Consider the following 21,517-nt stretch of genomic DNA (forward strand, 5'->3'; position numbering starts at 1 on the left):
GATAGTAGGTGTAAATGATCTAAAATGCTATTGTTATTCCATTATTTACCAGTTTTATCAAACACTTAATGCATGCAAGGTAGACAGTGCGACCACAGGCGCTGTTTCGGTACGTAGTACTCTGGTACCAATTTGCCAAGGACTAAAACCAACGGATGATGCCTGCTGACGCTCATCAGGACTTAAACCGCCTTCAGGGCCAATCAGTAATTTAATATAAGGGGTTTCTTGTTTAAGGATTTGGAGTAAGTTATCAGGCATTGCAGGCTGACCCGCTGCTGGCACACTCATTTGCATACACAGGTCTGCAGGTTGTAGTAAGGCTTGATAATAAGCGTCCTGACTGAGCAGAGAAACAAGGGGGCTGACGGTCAGCTGTCTATTAGAAGTAACAGAATCGAAAGATTTTAGCCAGTCATTAATAGACAAAGGGGAGAGAATCAACGGTGGGCGGTTGAGACCGCACTGCTCACAGGCAGCGATAGCCACTTGTTGCCAGTGTGCGAGTTTTTTGTCTACCTGAGCGGGTTTTAGAGAGATTTCCCCATGGTGGCTACTAAGCAATTGGATGGCCGTGACGCCAAGCTCAGTGGCTTTTTGGATAGCGTAATCCATACGCTCTCCGCGGCTCATGACCAGACCTATTTTACAAATAATCGGTGCGGTTTTATCATCTGTAACTTGCGATAGCAATGTGGCTGTCGCCGATTTTTTGCTAATGCTCTTAAGCTGAACTTGATATTCACCGCCAAACCCGTCAAACAAGATACCTTGATCACCAACACTTGCTCGCAATACGCGGCACCAATGATGAACAATATTATCTGGTAGTTCAAGCTCACTACCTATTGAGAGCGCTTTTAGCTCGATTGAGAGCGAGGTATCAGCGCTGGCACTTCCATGGCTATAAAAAAAACGTCGCACGTTATCTTATTCCTATTATTTGATTAAGCTTAGTTATTATCGGGTTGGTAGAATATCACTTGAGACAATTAAAGACATTTATTTTATGAGAATTTTTCTTAATAAAGGTTATTTTTATAAAAACAATATTATTGCACAGTGAAGATATTTTTAATAATAAAATAAGACGAAGTGTACAAATATAATTACGAATGGTTCTCAATAAGAGTTCTACCAATAAAAATGGCGCTCCTAGGAGCGCCATTTTTATTGGTAAGTTCAGTAGAGGTGAGGGACTAAGCAGTCAACCCCAAGGCTTCAACCAAGCGTTTATTGGGCTCAACTTTGTTCATGCTATAAAAGTGCATGGCGGGTACACCCTCGGCGATTAAGCGCTCACAAAGACGATATACCACATCAAAACCAAACTCGCGGATGGCTTTACGATCATCACCAAAGTCAGCCAGCTGCTTACGCACAAAACGTGGAATATCAGCGCCGCAGCTGTCAGCAAAGCGTATCAAATTGCTAGAGTTGGTGATTGGCATGATGCCAGCAACCAATGGCTTAGCAACAGTATCAATACCACGCTGCTCTAATGCATCACGCAAATATAAGTAGCTGTCAGCATTATAAAAAAACTGAGTGATGGCCGCATTTGCACCAGCTTGGTACTTATTCACTAGGTTATCAATATCGAACCCAAAGCTGCGTGCTTGTGGGTGCATTTCAGGATAAGCGGCCACTTCGATATGGAAGTGATCTCCTGAATGCTCGCGAATAAATTTAACCAAATCAAGTGCAAATGGTAGCTCGCCCATGCCAACTTGTCCTGATGGCAAGTCACCACGCAGGGCAACCAAACGCCTGATACCTAAGCTCTTGTAGTGCGTCAGTAGCTCAGCGATTTGCACTTTGTCATCACCAATACAGGAGATGTGCGGTGCAATTTCAGTGTCACCGCGCGCGCATAAGGCTTGCACGATGTCTAAGGTGCGACTACGGGTTGAGCCGCCTGCACCATAAGTCACCGAAAAGTACGCAGGTGCCAGCTCGTTAAGATCATCATAAGTACTCAGCAGTTTTTCGTGCCCTTGCTCAGATTTGGCAGGAAAAAACTCAAAAGAGAAAGCAGGCTTACTCATCGTCGTGCTCCTCAGTACTTTGATTAGTATTTATAAGCGTCAGGCTTAAATGGACCTTCAACAGGGACACCTAAGTATTCAGCTTGCTTGCTAGTTAGCTTGGTCAAAGTACCGTTGAAGCCTGCAACCATAGCAGCAGCCACTTCTTCGTCTAACTTCTTAGGTAATACTTTTACGTATAAGTTATCAGTACGCTTGTCAGCAGGCAAGTCTGCGAATTTTTCTTCGAACAAATACATTTGAGCCAATACTTGGTTAGCAAATGAGCCGTCCATTACGCGTGATGGGTGACCAGTCGCATTACCTAGGTTCACTAGACGACCTTCAGCAAGCAAGATCAAATAATCGTTCTCATCGTCTGAGCGGAAGATTTGATGCACTTGTGGCTTAATCTCAACCCAGCGCCAGTTGTCACGCATGAATTGGGTATCAATTTCGGTATCAAAGTGACCGATGTTACAAACGACTGCACCAGGCTTTAGTGCTGCTAGCATATGACGATCACAAACATGGTAGTTACCAGTGGTAGTAACGATCATGTCCGTATCTTCAAGCAAACGCGTGTTGATGTTGTCTGCGCCGCCAGTGTTATCACCATTGATGTATGGTGACAATACTTCAAAGCCATCCATACATGCCTGCATCGCACAGATAGGATCGACTTCTGATACACGTACGATCATGCCTTCTTGACGTAAGCTTTGCGTAGAGCCTTTGCCCACATCACCATAACCGATAACCAAAGCGCGGCGACCAGCAAGGAACATGTCAGTTGCACGTTTGATAGCATCGTTTAAGCTATGACGGCAGCCATATTTGTTGTCGTTTTTAGACTTGGTAACGGCGTCGTTGACGTTGATTGCTGGTACTTTAAGTGTACCTTTGGCAAGCATCTCAACCAGACGATGGACACCAGTAGTCGTCTCTTCTGAGATACCATGAATGCTATCAAGCAGCTCAGCATAATCATTATGAATCAAAGCAGTTAAGTCACCGCCGTCATCCAAAATTAGGTTGGCATCCCAAAGTTGGCCAGACGCTTCGCCGCCAACGTGAATTTGCTGACGCAAGCACCACTCGTACTCTTCTTCTGTTTCGCCTTTCCAAGCATAAACAGAGATGCCAGCAGCAGCAATTGCAGCTGCAGCATGGTCTTGAGTTGAGAAGATGTTACATGAGGTCCAACGTACTTCAGCACCTAGCGCGACTAGTGTCTCGATAAGTACGGCAGTTTGGATGGTCATGTGGATACAGCCAGCGATTTTCGCGCCTTTAAGCGGTTGATCGGCTTCGTAGCGACGACGCAAACCCATAAGGGCCGGCATTTCGGCTTCAGCAAGGGTGATTTCACGGCGGCCGTAATCAGCAAGGCTGATATCAGCGACTTTATAGTCAGTGAAAGAGGGATCGATCGTATGGGCAGATGGGGTGTTAGACACTGCGTCCATAATATGCTCCTATCAGTGGTTAATTTATGATAAAAAGAATAAAAACGCAGGTGCCGTTGTTTGCTCTGTGAGCGACCAAAATAGGACGCTCGACAGTTAACCGAGCCTAACATAATGATTGATTAGCATGGCTTTGAAGCCTAGATGCAATAATCAATTATTATGGCGCAACACCTCTCGGAGGGTGTCATTGTAATAGATGACAGATAAAATGTCACCTACTGGCTAATAGAAATAATAGACAGCAGTGTTATGTTTGATTTCAGATTTTTATGGCAATAAAAAAAGGCCATCGATTGATGGCCTTTCTATTGTTTGCAATAAATACTATCTCAATTTTCGATGAGTTTAGTACCAATCATAGGTTAGCGAGCCAAAATAGCTAGTGCCTTCAGTGGCATATTCTGTACCGAATTGATTAGATAGTGTGTAATCTTCATCAGTGATATTGTCAACGCGCAAGTTAGCACGAAGATTGGTCGTCAGATAGATAACGCCACTTAAGTTTAGTAGAGTGTAGTCATCCAACTTAGTAGTATTTGCAGCATCAGAGAATCTTTCATCAGTATATTTAGCTTCTAAACGCACATCAAAAGCAGGTTGCTGATAACCAACATAAATCAAACTGCTATTTTGAGGGCGGTATACAAGGTCGTTATTATAGTTAGTACTATTGGTGGTTTTGTCTTTGGCTTCTAGATAGTCATAACCCAAACCGAATACAAACGAACTAACGCTCCAGTCTGAAGTCAAGCTTAATCCTTTGATTTGTGCCTCACTCGTGTTGGTATTACCACCAATCAAGTCATCAACGTCAGTATGATAGCCAGTCAGACGGGAGATTTGATTTCCTTTATTGTACTCTACAAACACTTCCGTATTTTTACTGGTCTCAGGCTTTAAGTCTGGGTTACTGTAACCAGGGTAGTATAAATCGTTGAAGGTTGGTGCGCGAAATCCTGTCGCATAGCTTGCACCGATACGCAAGCCATCTAATGGACGTATAGCGGCACCTATGTTGTATGTGTCCTCATTGCCATATTGTGAATTGTCATCGACGCGATAATTGGCTTGTAGGTCATAACTATCTTCTGATAGTTGATAGCCCACAAAACCACTTTTGACAGTTCTATCTTCAGGATCGTAAGCAGTTTGAGCTGCAGGTGCAGGAAAACCTGAAAAATCTAAAACATCGGATGCTTCTAATTTCTGTGATAACCATTCTGCGCCAATGATAACGGTACCAGGTTGTGCATTGATACTTGTTTCTGAACGTGCCTGCTGTTGAATGGTATCAAATTGACTGCCATCTTGATAATCAATAGAGTTAGCATCATGAGTAGTGGATTTATCGATACTTTGGCCATAGCTAAATTTAGTGACAGCTAATGGTGTTTGATGCTGAATAAAAACATTGGCGCTGCCATTTTTTTGATCTGAATAAGCATTTGGAAAAGCGTTGCCTGCAGAGTCAATATCCGTTGTAGAGTCAGAATATAATGCGCTGAGTCCAGCACTTACAGAGTCTGAAATCTTATGTTGTAATGCTAGACTGGCATTTGTAGATTTAAAACCATCATCATCAGCATTGTAATCATAAGAACTAGGGTTAGCAATCGCGTTAAAACCGTCTGTTTCGTTGCGGCTGACACCCAAACTCAATGAGGAAGTCTCATTTTTAAGCTGACCTGTTACGCCTACTTGGTAATGGTTATTGCTACCATAACCAACAGTCGTTGAAACGTTAGATTGTTCTACGTTATTGCCTTTAGTAAATATTTGAATGACACCGCCCATCGCGTCAGAACCATAAATACTAGAACCTGATGCGCCATATAGTATTTCTATACGGTCAATTTGATCGGCAGATAATAGATTTAGTGCTGGCGCGCCTGTAGAAATAGAGCTGTAGCGAATACCATCAATGATTACAAGCACCTGCTTACTATCGTAGCCACGCATATAAAAATTACTGACTGTGCCTGTACCGCCACTTTGAGCAATGTTCATACCGGATTGATTTTTTAGTACATCAATCACGGTTTGACCTTGATAACGTTGTAATTCTTCTTTATCGATTACCCGTGTCTGAGCGATAATATTACTGGTCTTAGTCGGAGTACGGGTGGCTGTTACGACAATTTTATCAAGCTCAACTTGTGGTAGGTCGCTATCGTTGATGGAAGTATTTTCAAAAGTAGCTGCCATTGCGGTATTCACAGCGAGCAGACCTAGCGCGCTTAAGATACTCAAACGAAGATAAGCACGTGAAGATGAACGTGATAAAGACATAGTTGATTCCAAAGTAATCATATAAAAAGGCAGAAATAAAAGGTAACGAGTCTGACGTTAAGCATGTCAAAGGTTACAAAAAGATGTATATAAGCAAAACTATATACATTATCTACAATATGGCAGGCTTTATAAACCACTTTAACCTAATTTTTACTCAGGGTAGGCTGAATGTTATTCATTATAGAGTTGTTAATTATCCGTCTGACTATGGTTTGTTCATTGATGGATATTTTCTTAGCAGACATTATCAGACCGGTATGCTGTGTCAAAAGATAGAAAACCAACACCGTTGACCAAAAATCATGTAATCAAAAGCACTGCTGTTATAAATAATTGTTACTATAGTGCAAATCTTGAATGTTCTCCATTGTACCGTTTATAAAAATAAGAGGTTTGTTTTGTCTACCAAGCATGATCTGACTCCCAGTGTGGCGCTTTATCCCCTCAGCTCTATCATCAAAAAGCCATTAACTATCATAGTATTGTTGATGGCGATGGTGATGGGTTTTTTTCTTCCAAACAGCGCATTTGCCCTTGAAGCAGGGGCTTTGGGTGTCGGTGGCGATAGCAGCGGAGAGTCTGTTATCTCAAACCTGCCTGACTCGTTTGGGCGCGATACACCGCGGCATACTGTACAAGGGTTCATCAGTGCGCTGGGCGAAAACGATTACTTGCTCGCCAGCAACTACCTCAATTTATCAAAATCTGACAACCCGACCACAGTAGTTCGCCAGTTCAAGCAGGCACTGGATGCAGGTGGACGTTTTCAGCCTGATTTACAGATCAGCAATGCCCCTGAAGGCAATCTAACGGATCAATTGCCACCAAGCCAAGAAAATGTCGGCGTGATTAATGTCGGTGAGAGAAGTGTGCCACTGCTACTAGAAAGAGTGGTGTCTAAAGACGACGAACAATATTGGCAGTTTTCGAGTGATACGCTCAGCTCAGTGCCAGAAGTGATAGAAAACACGGAACCTACCTTAGTATCTCGCTATACCGTTGACTCTTTAGATGGTAAAAAACTTTTCGGCTACCAATTGGCTGATTTGGTCGCTGCGCTAACCATGATTATCAGTAGCTTTGTACTGACGTATATCGCAGTGTGGCTGTTGTACCATTTACTGCGAATGACTTATCCTTATGTACGCGGTGCACCATTGCCATTGCCGAACAAAGTGATACTGCCACTCGCTGTCGTTATTATGGCACTGATATTATCCGAGGTCATGGTATATGCAGGCGTATCAGTGACGCTACGTGAGCCAGTCAATCGATTTACCGATATTGCTTCATGGGTAGCAACCACTTGGCTGCTGCTACGCGTGATTGATGCGATATTTACTCGGGCAGTCAATCTAAGTTATAAGAGAAACCATACCGAGCGTGTGTCTATCTTGGGGCTGCTTCGCAAAGTCGTCAAAGCACTGCTACTGATATTTGCCGTCATCGTTATCTTTGGCAATTTGGGATTTGATTTAACCACTGGTATCGCCGCTCTAGGTGTCGGTGGTTTGGCCTTGGCGCTTGGTGCTCAAAAAACCATCGAAAACCTTGTTGGTAGTGTCGTTGTAGTTGCAGACTCACCAGTACGCATCGGTGATTATTGTAAATTTGGGGCTTATGAAGGCACGGTCATCGATATTGGTATTCGTTCATCACGGGTACGTACCTTGACCCGTACCGTTGTGACGGTACCAAACGGTGATTTTTCGTCCATGCAAATTGAAAACTTTACCTCAAGGGACATGTTCCGATTTTTTCATCAGCTATATCTTAAACGTACTGCCGATCTTGATGTCATCTTTAAAATGGTCAATGACTTGGATGGATTTATAAAAGCGCATGATTTGACCAATCAGGAATGGAATCAGGTCAATATTTTAGAGCTGCGTCAAGACTGCTATGTCATTCAGTTGCAGGCTTATGTCAATGCCGTGGATATTATTGAATTTTATGACAAACAGAATATTTTATTTGTCGATATATTAACCCAAGTGGCCAAATACAAGGTCGAGCATGCTCTGCCAACGCAGCAGCTCATCGTCAATCAAACTGAGCTTGACCATCATATAGAAAACAACACCGCTGAAACCGTGGACGGCATCTCGGATAACGGTAGCGATATGGATAGTCATGACACCAATGGCAGCTTAGAAGAAACTATTGATTATAATCATGACCGTAGAGATCTTGATAAAAAAACGGATAGTGATAAAAATAGTGAAGAAACCAAACAGAGTGCCGGTATCAACAGCCATCACTTATCTCTGGCAACCGTCAGTAAAAGTGGCGCGATGAAAGCGCTGAAGCACAAAAGCCGCATGCTCAGAAAAAGCAAGTTTAAACATACTAAGAGAAAACCTGGCTTATCTATATGGAATCAGAACTAAGCAGACTGCTGAGTAAGCGTTGATAGGGCGTGTTTGATATTCAAATGTGGTGCTGGCAGTGACTATTTTTTAGACAATATGCCGTGAAATTTTTGATGCCTAGTCATTCTAGGTTAAACAATTTCGCCATATATTGGCAAAAAAGAGTACTGCCCTGAAAGGCTGATGCTAAAATCACCCCAAACGTTGTTACAAACCTAGCTAAGGTCTCGACATTATCGTCGGTTTGCACCTAGTTTGGTGCAATTTTAACAATCAGCAGCCCAAATATTTGAATGTTCAACGCGCCCTAGTCTATCACTTTAAAGCAGTAAGGATAATGATTGCCAGTGCCAGTTGCTATCAGGGTTTTCTGCTATAAAGGTAGAGCGGTTTTATTGCGTAATATTCCATAATACGACCAGAGTAAGAGGCCAGCGCAACTACGATAAGGCGACCAGTGCTGAGTTAGGTCTTTGAGTTGCTTGGGTGTTGGGCGATCTGCTAAGCCTAATAACTCCATGGCCGCAACTTTGATTGCCAAATCATCAACCGCGAGTACATCTGCACGTTGCAGTGAGAACAATAAGTACATCTCAGCCGTCCAACGCCCGACGCCTATCACAGCCGTTAGCGTTGCGATAACGGCTTCATCTGACATGGATGGTAGCGCGGCAAAGTCGATATCATGCTCAACCAATGATCGAACGTAGCGAGTCTTTTGTTTAGACAGTCCTTTTTCTCGCAAAGTCTCGTCCGTTGCCTCAATGATTGCGTTCGGTGTCGTCAAGCTTGCATCAACCAACCGTTGCCAAATACTGGCTGCCGCTGCGACAGACAGCTGTTGACCGACCATGGCTCTCATCAATTGCTCAAAGCCGCCTGAATTGTGTTTGAGGCTCGGTATGCCAACCTGTGTATAGATAGGCGCAAATTTGGGCTCAATAGCGATTAGCGCTGTGATATGCTCGCGCAGCTGATCTGTGTTTTCGATAGTTTGTATCGTCATGATGGTATCGCTCTGATGGCAGGGGAGTATATTGATGATGCTAATGCTAATGTTAAAATATATATAGATAAGGCCACGTCGTAAGCCACTATTATATAAGGAACTATCATAGCAGCATCAAATTGATAGATAAAAAAAGGACTGCATCTTTGCAGTCCTTTTTTATTGCTAATACTGATGTTTACTCGCCATCTGCTTTCGGCTTTTTAAGCAAGACCAATACCGCGCCATTGCCACCATCTTTTGGTGGTGCAGAGCAAAACGCCAATACCTCAGGCAACTGACGTAACCAACCATTGACGCACGTTTTTAGAATGGCCTCAGAGCCTTTACCATGGACGATTTTTACCATGGTTTCGTTCTTTTGCTTGGCTTGGCTCAATAGTTGAGTCATGGCGACGCGCGCTTCTTCTATCGTACAGCCATGGATATCGACGGCATCATACCAGCGTAGCTTGCCTTTTTTGAGTTGATCAAAGATTTTATTTTGCAAGGTTGGCTGCTTGTACGATAAAAAGGCTTCCGCAGCGACAGGGTTTAGCAGTGCTTGCATATCTGATAAGCCTGCACTCAAGTCACTCGCTTCACTACCTTGGGCAGCTGCACGTTTAGAGAGTGTGGTCGCATCAGGTTTGCCCGCTTTGCTCGCATTGGCAGGTGAGCGGACGTTTTTGTCTTCTAGTTGGTTGACACCGTGCATCGCCTGCATGAATAGCACTTTATCATCATCAACATGTTCGCTGTTCATTTGCTTGACAGTCTTGTTCACTTGCTTTTGCGTGGGCAATGACACAGGCTCAGTGGGTTTTTGATTGTCACCATCAGGTGAGTTGGTATCACGGCCTTTACTCAATTGGCCTTTTAGCTCTTTGAGTTGGTCTTGCATTTCTTTTGAAAATAGAGAATTTGACATAAAAGTTAACGTATCGTTGATTGATGAAAGGTTGGTTGAGCAATCCGTATAGCACACGTATTACTCAATGCGATCTAGTTGTATTGAATCACTTTACCCGTCTAGTGCAGCGCCTGCAAGTAAGGATTGTAACGCTTGACCTGGGTGGTCGGTTTTCATAAATTGCTCACCGATCAAAAAGTGCTGAATATCATTATCTAGCATCAGACGAATATCATTACTACTATGAATGCCACTCTCGGTGACGATGAGTGGTTTTAGTACGTCGTTATCACTTTCCGTGGTATCGATAGGGTCAGCAACCAGTGCGTCGATCAATATATGCTTTAGATCAAGCGTGGTTTGCAAGTCGACATCAAACGTATTTAAATCACGATTGTTAATGCCGTAGATGTTGCGGTTCGAACGTGGCAATTGTAGTGCGCGCTCAAGCTCAGACTTGGTGTGTACTTCTATGAGTACATCCATACCCAATTCAATACTTAGCGCATGCAGCGTTTGAACTTGGGTATCATCTAAGCAGGCCATGATAAGTAAGATGCAATCAGCACCCATCAGGTAAGACTGATAGATTTGATACACATCGATCATAAAGTCTTTGCGTAATATCGGTAGGCTTGAGGCATTGGCTGCTTGAATTAAATACGTATCATCACCCTGAAAATAATCACGGTCGGTCAATACTGATAGACAGCTGGCACCCGCTTGCTCATATTGTAGCGCGAACAGAGCAGGCGTGAAGTTGTGATTGATAACGCCTTTAGAGGGCGAAGCCTTTTTTATTTCGGCAATGATGCCGACACCGTTCTCTTTTGTGCTAGCCGCGCGTAGAGCTGCCGCAAATCCTCGGCGTGATTTTTTATCCGCTGCGACTTTTGCCTGCAAGTCTTCAAGAGAAAGACGCGCGCGTGCCGCTTTTACTTCTTCTACTTTGGTGGCGACGATGCGCTGTAGTACTGAGGGAATGTCTGAGTGAGTCGTAGTCATGCTGGTATCCGAATAGTGTTAAATGTAAATAGACAACGTTAGAGAGTGTTGCACCGAATTGGTGCTTACTTATGCTTGGCTAAATCTGAGCAGCCAGTTGCTGTGTGTACTTGCCCAAAGACTCAAGCTTGAGTAGCGCATCGCCATTTTGAATGACTTGCTGTGCTCGGCTGACGCCATTGGCATAGTTACTGGCAAGCCCTGCTGTATATATCGCTGCCCCTGCATTCAGTGCAATCATATCACGGGCTTTTAGCACAGCACGGTCATGAGTATCGGCACCAGATAGAGCCGCGCGAATAAGCTCAAGGCTCTGTGCTGGAGAGTCGACATCGAGTCCGATGAGGGTTTGTGATTCGATACCAGCATCTTCTGGCATCATCTCGTACACCGATATCTCACCGTCTTTTAATTCAGCAACAGTAGTCGATGTCGCCAGACTGATTTCATCCAGACCGTCTTTGGCACCCACAACCATGACATGGCGTGCGCCTAAGTTTTTCATTACTTTGGCGATGGGTTCACATAGCTGCGCGGTAAACACACCGATGACTAAGTTAGGCGTGCCAGCAGGATTGGTCAAGGGCCCTAATATATTAAAGATAGTACGGGCTTTTAACTCACGGCGGATGGGATTGGCATGACGCATAGCGCTGTGATGATTAGGCGCAAACAAAAACCCAATACCTTGGTTCTCGATGCAGTCTTTTGCTTGCTCTGGGGTGAGCGTCAGGCTGATGCCAGCCTGCTCAAGTAAATCTGAGCTGCCCGATTTGGTTGAGACACCGCGGTTACCATGCTTAGCCACTTGCGCACCAGCTGCTGCCGCTACTAATGCCGAGGCCGTTGAGACGTTAAAGAGGTTGGCGCCATCGCCACCAGTACCCACGATATCGACCAAATGCGCACAGTTCTTTGGTTCGATATTGGCGGCCAATGCACGCATAGCGCTGGCCGATGCGGTGATCTCATCAATAGATTCACCCTTCATGCGTAGACCGGTCAAAATAGCGCCCATCATCGCGTCGCTACATCTGCCTTGCATGATAATCAGCATCACTTGATACATCTCATCAAAGGTCAAATCAATGTGCTGAAAGATTCTACCCAAGGCGGTCGTTAGCAGCTTGTGCGTTTCTGTATCAGAAAGTGCTTCAATGCTCTCTGGTGTGTGCGTGTCTTTTATTTCTTCTGCGCTCATTATGGTCTCGCTTAATATTGTTTTTTATGATGATTTGTGTGAAATACTGAGAAATTTTTTGAAATATGGGTGACTGGTTTGAATGAAAGCAAATCATGCTACAAGGGAAAATCAACCCACTTGCGGTAGCGCATCTGATGCTAATATTGCCAAACCATGCGTCTGTAAAAAATTATTGAGCAACTGATAACCCACTTCACTTAAGATAGACTCAGGATGAAACTGCACACCTTCTACGGCAAGTGTTTTATGACGGATACCCATGATTTCTTCAATACTACCATCAATATTCTGTGTCCATGCGGTCATCTCAAGGCAGTCAGGTAAGCTGGCTTTGTCAATGACGAGCGAATGATAGCGTGTGGCTTGTGAAGGGTTGGGTAATCCAGCAAATATACCTTGATTGTCATGGTAAATTGCCGACAATCGGCCATGCATCACTTCACCAGCTTTGACAACTGAACCACCAAACGCCTGTCCAATGGCTTGATGCCCCAAGCAAATCCCCAGTATCGGTATAATGCCCTTAAAGGCCTCGATGGCCTTAAGCGAAATGCCCGCACGGTCAGGATCGCATGGGCCTGGGCCAATAACGATGATGTCTGGCGCAAGCGTCTGAATCTGTTCAATAGTGACTTCATCATTACGCCAAACGGTGATATCTTGCTGTAGCTCACCAAAGTACTGCACGATATTGTACGTAAAACTGTCGTAATTATCGATCATCAGAATCATGAGTGTATCAACTTATCGATTTTCTATGTTTTCAAAATGAGGACACGCCCAAGCGATGTCTCAATCGTTATCCGTAGATATAGTCAGTCTAATATGAAAAAGATACAGCGGGACTGGGATGAATTTTTTACAGCCTCTGTCGGCATAGGCACAGCAAGCCAGAAAAATTTATACCAGTTTCGCATTATTAAATACTGTATCCATTTTATTTAGTATCGGCTCTAGCCATGCGCTACAGCCTTATCATGCTTTTTGATAGGCGGTTATCTTACCACTATTTTACCCACCATCAAATGCGCAGGCTGACTGCATGAGTAAGTCGTAAATAGAGCAGGTTGCACCAAATTAAAACACACATTGGTTATTTATGTTTTTATGCACTACTTTAGTGCTATTTAATGGCTGCGAATGATGCTTCATGACTGATAGATTATCGAGTCATGAGGATGTTAAATTTTTTATAAATAGGTATGTGTTATAAGTAATTGTAATTATTAATAATAAATAAGTTGTTGTGTTTTTATAGCGTTTCATCTATAAATATTGGCATAACCTTTGCAGCTGCTTATATAACCGCTGTTGTCATTATTTAGAGCCACAAAAGCGTGGTATAAAATATTCATCCGTAAATAGCTGTTAATGAATGCATTCAGCATTATGAGTCACATATAATCAAAATTGATTTGACTTATGGTGGTACGGAAACGATGATAGGTTGGGTTGAGTGAGCGCTTTAGATGCGCGTCTTGACTAATATACTAAATAGTGTTGATAATAAGCATAATATCGAATGCGCTATTTGGTAGTATCAGCACAGCTGATATTCTTAAAAAAATTTGTACTAATAATTTTAAATCGCAATAACGTGATCAACACAACGGAGATTATTCATGTCGAACAAACTATTAGATCTTATCAAATCCTCTAACGCTAAATGGGTTGACTTTCGCTTCACCGATACACGCGGTAAAGAACAACATATCAGCTTCCCAGCGCATAGCGTCGACGAAGATGTGATGGAAGATGGCAAAATGTTTGACGGCTCATCTATCGCAGGTTGGAAAGGCATTGAAGCGTCAGATATGATCTTGCGTCCTGATCCAGAGACGGCGTTTCTTGACCCGTTCTTCGATGCCGTTACCGTAGTAGTGACTTGTGACATCATCGAGCCATCAACGCTACAAGGCTATGATCGCGATCCACGTTCTATCGCTCGCCGTGCTGAAGAGTACTTAAAATCTACTGGCATTGGTGATACCGCTTATTTCGGTCCTGAGCCTGAGTTCTTTGTATTTGATGATGTAAAATGGTCAGTTGACATGTCAGGTGTGAGCCATAAAATCACGGCTGAAGAAGCAGCATGGTCTACAGGTGAGACTTACGAGTGGGGCAACATGGCCCATCGTCCACGTGTCAAAGGCGGCTACTTCCCAGTACCACCAATCGACAGCTCACACGATATGCGTGCCGTTATGTGTGAACGCATTGAAGAGATTGTTGGTGAAGGCTCAGTTGAAGTGCATCACCATGAAGTGGCGTCTTGCCAGTCTGAAATTGGCGTAGCGTTCAACACGATGGTACGTAAGGCTGATGAAGTTCAGCAATTGAAATACGTTGTACATAACGTGGCGCATCAGTTTGGCAAAACAGCTACCTTTATGCCAAAACCAATCGTTGGTGACAATGGTTCAGGTATGCACGTGCATATCTCTATCTCAAAAGACGGCGTAAACACCTTCTCAGGTGATGAGTATGCTGGTCTGTCTGAAACAGCCTTGTACTTTATTGGTGGTATCATCAAGCACGCTCGTGCATTGAACGCGATTACCAACCCCTCAACCAACAGCTATAAGCGTCTAGTACCACATTACGAAGCGCCTATTAAACTTGCTTATTCAGCATCTAACCGTTCAGCGTCTATCCGTATTCCACACGTGAGCAGCCCTAAAGCGGTACGTGTAGAAGCACGTTTCCCTGATCCAACGGCTAACCCATACCTAGCGTTTGCTGCATTGTTAATGGCTGGCCTTGACGGTATCCAAAACAAGATGCACCCAGGCGAAGCTGCGGACAAAAACTTGTATGACTTGCCACCAGAAGAAGAAGCACAAATCCCAACGGTTGCAGAGAGCTTAGATGTTGCATTGCAAGCACTGCGTGATGATCATGACTTCTTGTTAAAAGGCGATGTCTTCACTGAAGACATGCTAGAAGCGTTTATCGCTTTGAAAGAAGAAGAAGTACAACGTCTAAACGTGACTGTACATCCAGTTGAGTTTGATATGTACTACAGCTGCTAATTAGTCGCTAAAGCACTCAGTTATTTTGAGTCGTAAAAACCAGCTAAGGTTAACTTAGCTGGTTTTTTTATGTCTTTTTATAAAGATCAAAATCGTTATGGTGAGATTTTCTTTGATATTACTGCCGATTTCATATCGAGTACTACTGATTTCACTACAAAAGTATCGCATAATGGTTGTATTAAAACATATTAATAGTAGACACTAATTAGGCTGACTGACTATGGCATTATTATCAAAATCTTCTTTTTTGACAGGCGGTGTAAAGGTAGGGCTTCTGACAATGGCTACCAGTCTTTGTATGACGCTTGCACAGGCTGCACCCATCTATAAAGTGGTTGATGAAAAGACCGGTCAAGTGACCTTTACCGATCGTCCGCAAAGTTATGAGCAGCAAACTGGTAAACAAATCAGCCAAATAGCCATCACAACAGGCAATGAGACGAATGGCTCAGGAGTTGCTAATACAGCAGGTAGCAGTTCAACAAGTAGTTCTGATGTCATCACTCAGCCAGTTGGGGCGACACAGACACTGAATGTACCTGCCACTGCTACAACGACTGCGACAGTGAAAGCACCAGTCAACTATCAACTAACGATTGCTGAACCCAGCAAAGAGAGAGCTTATCGTCGCCCAGTGCAAAGCATCGATGTGGCGGTGCAAATCAAGCCTGCGCTACAAGTAGGTGACAGCGTGCGTATTTATCTGGATGATAAGGAAGTGGCACAGGGGCTGAGTACATCGATTGCTACGGTTGATGTGTTGCCAGGTGCTCATACGGTGAAAGCTGTGATACAAAGCGAGACAGGCCAAACACTTGAGCAAGTAGCCATTACTATCTATTTGATTCAAAACAATACCACATTACAAAACAAGAAAAAGCTCGCGCAGCAGCTTTTGGCTTATCAAAAGCTATCTTGGTATCAAAAAATGAAGTTAAAAATGACTCAAAAAGAAGTTGCTCAGTCCCAGTCTCAATAAGGATAACGACAACGATTAAATATAATGGATATCGTTGGTCAAATAAAAAGGCAAGCACCCTTGATGATGCTTGCCTTTTTTAATGTCAATTGGTGATCTTAGAAGTACGTTGACTTATTTGGTTAGCTCAATGGTGCCGTTGGCCGTGACCGATACCGTACTGTTGCCAGATTCAAAGCTTTGGCTTGGTACTGACTCGTCTGCCATTCCCGATTTCATGCTCATAGAGCTATACATCGGACGTGGATAGTTGCTACCTGTGTTTAGATTGACCGTCACGACACGATAGTTACGAGCATCCCATGCTCGAGTGAGATTCTTAGCTTGCTGCTGAAAGGCGCGTGATGCTTCAGTCATGAGTTTTTGCTCAAGGGCGTCTTTTTTGGTGTCTGAAACTCCAAAGTTTAGATTATCCATGACCAAGGTTTCTTGCAAGTCAGCAATGAGCTGGCTGGTTGCTGCAAAGTCAGTACTTTTCAGATCTATATTTGCCTGTCCTGTCCAGCCGATAATCTTATCGTTTTTGTCATAGCGTGGATAGGTACGCTGCTGTCCTGTGCTCACGGTCACGCTAGGGTAGCGCTTGGCGATTTTCATCGCGTTATTGATAGAGGTGCTGAGCATCGTGGCCAATGTCTTCGAGTCTGTTGCCTGTGCTTTTTTGTATAAGCTGGCGCGCACTTCATCGTTTTGGATTTCTTCTTTTACTTCTGTTTGAAATGTCAGTTGATCATAGCCTGTTGGCTCTGCATGGGCGCTGCCCATCATGGCGGTCATGAGACAAACTGTACCAGAAGCTAGTGCTGCTTTATTTAATAAAGTGTTTTTCATTATTATCTCCTAAGTGAATTTTCATGTTTAGCAACCATATGAATGGTGTCTACCTTTATTTTTATATAAAAGCCAAGCCTGTTATTTTTTAGATTAAAACAGCTGCTTAGCTTCATTCTATAAAGTAACAAAATATGTATAAGTTACTGTGACAATTTTGTGAGCCAATCTATAGGCTATTTATCGCGCAAAACAAACAGTTTTATCACAGGGGTTGCAAAATAAAAAAATCCTTGTATAATCTGCATCTGGTGGCTCCATTGGTAGCCTCGCAACATTGTTCTATGAATCCCGCCAGGACCGGAAGGTAGCAACGGTAATAGTTATGATGTGTGCCGAGGATGTGCTTTTGGAGTCGCTTTTTTTTGCCTGAAATTTGATATTTACATCAAAAAGTATTAAAGACGCTCTTATGATGTATCAAGTCCTTCATTGTAAAGGGCTTTTTTTTGTCCAAAATTTCGTTCGATACCCATTTAATTCTCTATTCAATTTAAAAGCGTCATTGATTAATATGAGTTAAAATACAATGTAATAACTTTTGTTAACATTCTAGACACTTTGGGGTTTGATTATGAAGATATTTGTTTGGCTATTCATTGCATTTATAGTGCTAGTAGTCGTGTTTGGCGTATCAGTATTTAACAAATTGGTACGCGCACGTAACCAAGCAAAGAATGGCTTTGCTCAAATAGATGTGCAATTGAAGCGTCGTCATGATTTGATTCCAAATTTGGTCGAAACCGCCAAGCGTTATTTAAGCCATGAAGAAGAGACGTTAACCCGAGTCATTAGTGCGCGTAATCATGCTCAAGATCTACAAGACTCTAATAAGCATCAGCCAGACTCACTAGAGCACATGGCACTATTTGCAAAAGCAGAAGGTATGCTTTCTAAAGCATTGAGTCAGTTTTCTGCTGTCGTTGAGGCATACCCTGAGCTAAAAGCCGATAGCATGATCAAGGAGCTTATGGATGAGTTAACCAATACGGAAAATCGCATTGGTTTTGCGCGTCAGCATTACAATGACAGCGTGATGTTCTATAACAACGACCGTGAAGTATTTCCTAATAACCTCGTTAGTACGACTTTTGGCTTTCGTCCGCTCAGTCAGTTAGTATTCGAAGATAGAGAAGCGATTGCTCAGGCACCGATTGTCAATATGGGCTAAGGTTTAGATAATTTTGGCGAACTCTAGGTAGCCTGATCTGATGGATTTTTTTGGTGAACAGCGGATACGTACGCGGCGCAGTCTATTACTTTATGGACTGTTTTTCCTGATTGTACTTGCTCATATGGCTGTAGGACTGGCTGTCATGTCTATATTGCTGACAGTATTTACAGGCGGTATATATCACTGGGTACTGGTTCTGGTCATTGTCTTGACGTTAGGTAGTTTCGTTGGCGGTAGTTTTTTAGAGTATCGACGTCTGCGAGCAGGTGGCCGTGCTATCGCTCAGCGAGTAGGGGCGGTTAGGCTATTTATCGATAGCAGTCAGGAGGCATGGGAGCATAGCCACGGGGTCGCGCATCAACACGAAACCAAAGAGAAAGTTCGCTATAGTGCGCGTCATATAGCCGTGCGCAATGAGCGTGATTTTCCACCCGTCTATCGTCGCTATTATGAAATAGCCCAGCAGTTAGCTATTGCTTCGGGTTTAATTACACCGATTTTATATGTATTACCTGATGAACAGGGTATCAATGGCTTCGTCGCTGGTCGTCATAGCTCAGATATGGTATTAGTCGTCACCCAAGGTGCACTAGATAAATTGTCTGATGAGGCATTGTATGGTCTCATTGGTCATGAGTACGGCCATATACTGCACGGTGATGCTACGTTCAATTTACAGCTGATGGTGGTGTTGGCAGGCTTGCAAATACTATATGACTGGAGTGATCCAATCTCTAATCGTCTCTCTAATTATAGTCACTTTGATAGCGATAATATCTCCCAAAAGTCTCTATCACAGAGGCAGGTTGATACGCTTGCACGTAATACAGAAGCGCAAACCGCCAATTTTACCACGCATAGTGAGTGGGTCGCTTACTGGCAGCAGCAATCACAACAACAGCAGTCCTCAGCTAAGCGTCAGTCTAAGTGGGTACAAACGCCACCTATAATAGATCGTCAAGCCCCGCGTAGTGTCTGGACATTGTTACTGCATGGCTTGAGCTTCTCTAGTATGGCAAGCGCGCAGTTGATTAAGCATAGCTTCAACCGTCAGCGTGAACTACTCGCTGATGCCACTAGTGTTCAATTGACACGTACGCCTGCGATTATCGAAACCTTAAAAACCATTAATCAAGACTCGCTCGGCTCGCGTTTGTCTGGCATCGCCGATATCAATGGACTCAGTCACTTTTTCTTTGCTAGTAGTGGGGCAGACTTGGGTGATGTGTCATGGTTTGCCACCCATCCAAGCTTGACTGAGCGTATGGGCGCTATTAATGCGGATGCTTATCATAAGTTCGCGGTACAAGTCGCCAAAGAAAAGCGAATAAATCAGCAAAAAGTTAAAGAGATATATAGGCAACGACGCTTAGGTGATTGGGGAGCAACAAAAGAAAATAGCCTAAGTAAATATTTCCCAGAAAAAAACTTGCAGCAGTCGTCGTTACTTGGATCTCAAACAGCCGCGACGATTAATATAAAAGACAATAAACAGACAAGTGACGGAAAAATTCCTGTTGAGTCTGGGAACGACGGTCGTAACAGAGAGAGCGATGAATCAGAGGTTGATGACGGTTTAGAGTTTACCGTAGAAGCTGATATGGTGGTTGACGGGCGGTTTCAAGTACAGGCTGAAGACACAGATACTTGTGGGATGTTAAAACCGTGGCAGGCCAAACCTGACGCTGACCTACCAAAAAACACATTGATTGAGGTCAGTGATATCCAAAAGGTGTCACTACCGCAGTATATACTTAATCATAGTCATCATCCTTTAGGCGCATTAGCACTGATCGAAGCGGTTATGCTTTGTCATCAGCATCAACCATTATCAACGACTGCTACTTATAGTCTAAATGATATTTGGAATGGTGGTTTCTCTGTAGCGACTGACTCGACCTCCCATGAGCAAGTGTTACCACATAGGATAGATTCTAAGCTACTGACGATAATAGCCAGCCTAGATAGGCGTTTGGACAGTGCTTTGATTGAGCTTGCCTTAACCCAATTGTGTCAATATGATTTATCTGAATTACTTATTGAAAACCTAAAGCCCAAAAGCAATGACGATCATCGTCACGATAGTCATCAGTACTATGTAAAACAAGAGAAATGCCGTACGATGTTGCTGCGCTATCAGCAAGGTGTATTTGAGTTGTTTAACCAGCAGCTGACATCCGACTTAACCAAAAGCCTAGCTTATGATTCGTCAGATAAAAATATATCTAGTGATAGCTCTCATTTAATCGCGATTGCACTGAATAGCTCATCAGCACGAGCACCACAAAAATCGCCAATATCGCCAATATTGTCATTATGGCAAGCGCTACATTTGCAGCAGTTGCTACCGATATTGTCCGAGGTTTTACGTGATACAGCCGCGCAGGCTGTATGGCCACAGATATTAAAAGCTGGCATGGAAGACATATGTACGCAGCTTGATCCTTCAATGCAGGTGTTTAATAGTCTTGATACTACACAAATATCAATGGTTGTCTTATTGGCTTATAGACTGTCAAAAGATGCTAAGGGCCAGATGATCTCAATGCATGACCGATCGTTATTGAGTGAAAATGATGAGAGCGTGGCACATTATATTGTAGACTTGAGGCGTCATGCGCGCTTGATTGATATTGATCTTGTGACAGTAAGTGATGTTAATCTACAGTGGTTACTGCTCACAACCCAGCATCTAAATAGTATTCAGTTATTGGCGATTATTTCTGCGGTTCCGGTGTCCAGTCAGTATACAAGCACTCACATGGTCGATACTCCGAATACCGATAATTATCGTGATAATCATCAAGACAGGCAACAGGATGGTGGTCAAATAGATTACAATGACCATGACCATGACACCGCCAAGCTTGTACACCATCAGTATCGACAATGGCTCAGTACTTTGCATACCGTTATGCTACACGATACGATAATCAGCCAAGATGAATATGATTGCCTGACTACTATGTCAGAGCGCTGGCTGGGTGTTCGGCAGCTTTTTTGATAAATGATCGATTAGGAAGTGGTTGTTTAACTATTGCTTATCTGATAAATAACTATTTAATAAATGTCTGATAGCATGATGCATACTGGATAAAATAGACGGTCAGTCTTATATAGAATAGATACGTGATGACACGCAACTGGGTTGCATTTTTCCCATGTCATGTTTTTTATAGTAAACGGATGACAGTTAATTCGCCAATCTATCAATGATACAAATAA

15 protein-coding genes and 1 other RNA gene are annotated in these 21,517 nt (G+C 43.3%); 6 read left to right on the forward strand and 10 right to left on the reverse strand.

Features of this window, described 5'->3' with window-relative positions; all coding sequences use genetic code 11:
* Positions 1–57 precede the first annotated feature (57 nt).
* From IP510_RS08180 to IP510_RS08195, 4 genes are all read right to left on the reverse strand, one after another.
* A complete protein-coding gene (locus IP510_RS08180; protein WP_194364296.1) occupies positions 58–924 on the reverse strand; it encodes a 16S rRNA (uracil(1498)-N(3))-methyltransferase in 867 nt (288 codons plus the stop codon).
* A 275-nt stretch (positions 925–1,199) separates the two neighbouring features.
* Positions 1,200–2,048: a methylenetetrahydrofolate reductase gene (locus tag IP510_RS08185; protein ID WP_194364297.1), complete on the reverse strand. Its 849-nt coding sequence runs from the start codon at positions 2,046–2,048 to the stop codon at positions 1,200–1,202.
* A 23-nt stretch (positions 2,049–2,071) separates the two neighbouring features.
* A complete protein-coding gene (gene ahcY / locus IP510_RS08190; protein WP_194364298.1) occupies positions 2,072–3,496 on the reverse strand; it encodes an adenosylhomocysteinase in 1,425 nt (474 codons plus the stop codon).
* Between the two features lie 348 nt (positions 3,497–3,844).
* Positions 3,845–5,788, reverse strand: a complete 1,944-nt coding sequence (locus tag IP510_RS08195) for a TonB-dependent receptor (RefSeq protein ID WP_194364299.1) — start codon at positions 5,786–5,788, stop codon at positions 3,845–3,847.
* Positions 5,789–6,279: 491 nt separating this feature from the next.
* On the opposite strand from IP510_RS08195, the gene IP510_RS08200 reads away from it, so the two are divergent.
* A complete protein-coding gene (locus tag IP510_RS08200) occupies positions 6,280–8,181 on the forward strand; it encodes a mechanosensitive ion channel family protein (protein ID WP_413786473.1) in 1,902 nt (633 codons plus the stop codon).
* A 355-nt stretch (positions 8,182–8,536) separates the two neighbouring features.
* Here the strand turns inward: IP510_RS08200 and IP510_RS08205 are convergent, their stop codons facing one another.
* The 5 genes from IP510_RS08205 to IP510_RS08225 all read right to left on the reverse strand — a co-directional run bounded on the left by IP510_RS08205 (position 8,537) and on the right by IP510_RS08225 (position 13,005).
* Complete coding sequence (locus tag IP510_RS08205) at positions 8,537–9,169, reverse strand: DNA-3-methyladenine glycosylase family protein (protein WP_194364301.1); 633 nt, start codon at positions 9,167–9,169, stop codon at positions 8,537–8,539.
* 181 nt (positions 9,170–9,350) lie between these two features.
* Complete coding sequence (locus tag IP510_RS08210) at positions 9,351–10,082, reverse strand: Smr/MutS family protein (protein WP_194364302.1); 732 nt, start codon at positions 10,080–10,082, stop codon at positions 9,351–9,353.
* A 93-nt stretch (positions 10,083–10,175) separates the two neighbouring features.
* Positions 10,176–11,069, reverse strand: a complete 894-nt coding sequence (gene trpC / locus IP510_RS08215) for an indole-3-glycerol phosphate synthase TrpC (RefSeq protein WP_194364303.1) — start codon at positions 11,067–11,069, stop codon at positions 10,176–10,178.
* Between the two features lie 79 nt (positions 11,070–11,148).
* Positions 11,149–12,270, reverse strand: coding sequence for an anthranilate phosphoribosyltransferase (gene trpD, locus IP510_RS08220; RefSeq protein ID WP_194364304.1), 1,122 nt, complete (start codon positions 12,268–12,270; stop codon positions 11,149–11,151).
* 111 nt (positions 12,271–12,381) lie between these two features.
* The gene (locus IP510_RS08225) at positions 12,382–13,005 is read right to left on the reverse strand and encodes an anthranilate synthase component II (protein ID WP_194364305.1); all 624 of its coding nucleotides are present in this window, start codon (positions 13,003–13,005) and stop codon (positions 12,382–12,384) included.
* Positions 13,006–13,895: 890 nt separating this feature from the next.
* Here IP510_RS08225 and glnA point away from each other — a divergent pair.
* Both glnA and IP510_RS08235 read left to right on the forward strand, forming a co-directional pair.
* On the forward strand, positions 13,896–15,305 hold the full coding sequence (gene glnA / locus IP510_RS08230; protein WP_194364306.1) for a type I glutamate--ammonia ligase: 1,410 nt from the start codon (positions 13,896–13,898) through the stop codon (positions 15,303–15,305).
* Between the two features lie 223 nt (positions 15,306–15,528).
* Complete coding sequence (locus tag IP510_RS08235) at positions 15,529–16,287, forward strand: DUF4124 domain-containing protein (protein ID WP_194364307.1); 759 nt, start codon at positions 15,529–15,531, stop codon at positions 16,285–16,287.
* A gap of 114 nt (positions 16,288–16,401) precedes the next feature.
* Here the strand turns inward: IP510_RS08235 and IP510_RS08240 are convergent, their stop codons facing one another.
* Entirely contained in the window at positions 16,402–17,118 is a 717-nt protein-coding gene (locus tag IP510_RS08240) for an SIMPL domain-containing protein (RefSeq protein WP_194364308.1), read from the reverse strand.
* A gap of 258 nt (positions 17,119–17,376) precedes the next feature.
* On the opposite strand from IP510_RS08240, the gene ffs reads away from it, so the two are divergent.
* The 3 genes from ffs (at position 17,377) to IP510_RS08255 (ending at position 21,296) form a co-directional block, all read left to right on the forward strand.
* Positions 17,377–17,473, forward strand: an RNA gene (ffs, locus tag IP510_RS08245) — signal recognition particle sRNA small type.
* 219 nt (positions 17,474–17,692) lie between these two features.
* Positions 17,693–18,289: a LemA family protein gene (locus IP510_RS08250; RefSeq protein ID WP_194364309.1), complete on the forward strand. Its 597-nt coding sequence runs from the start codon at positions 17,693–17,695 to the stop codon at positions 18,287–18,289.
* 145 nt (positions 18,290–18,434) lie between these two features.
* A complete protein-coding gene (locus IP510_RS08255; protein WP_227669596.1) occupies positions 18,435–21,296 on the forward strand; it encodes a M48 family metalloprotease in 2,862 nt (953 codons plus the stop codon).
* Positions 21,297–21,517: the final 221 nt, after the last annotated feature.

It is taken from the genome of Psychrobacter sp. NG254 (assembly GCF_015277735.1).
In the GTDB taxonomy this organism is placed as follows: Bacteria; Pseudomonadota; Gammaproteobacteria; order Pseudomonadales; family Moraxellaceae; genus Psychrobacter.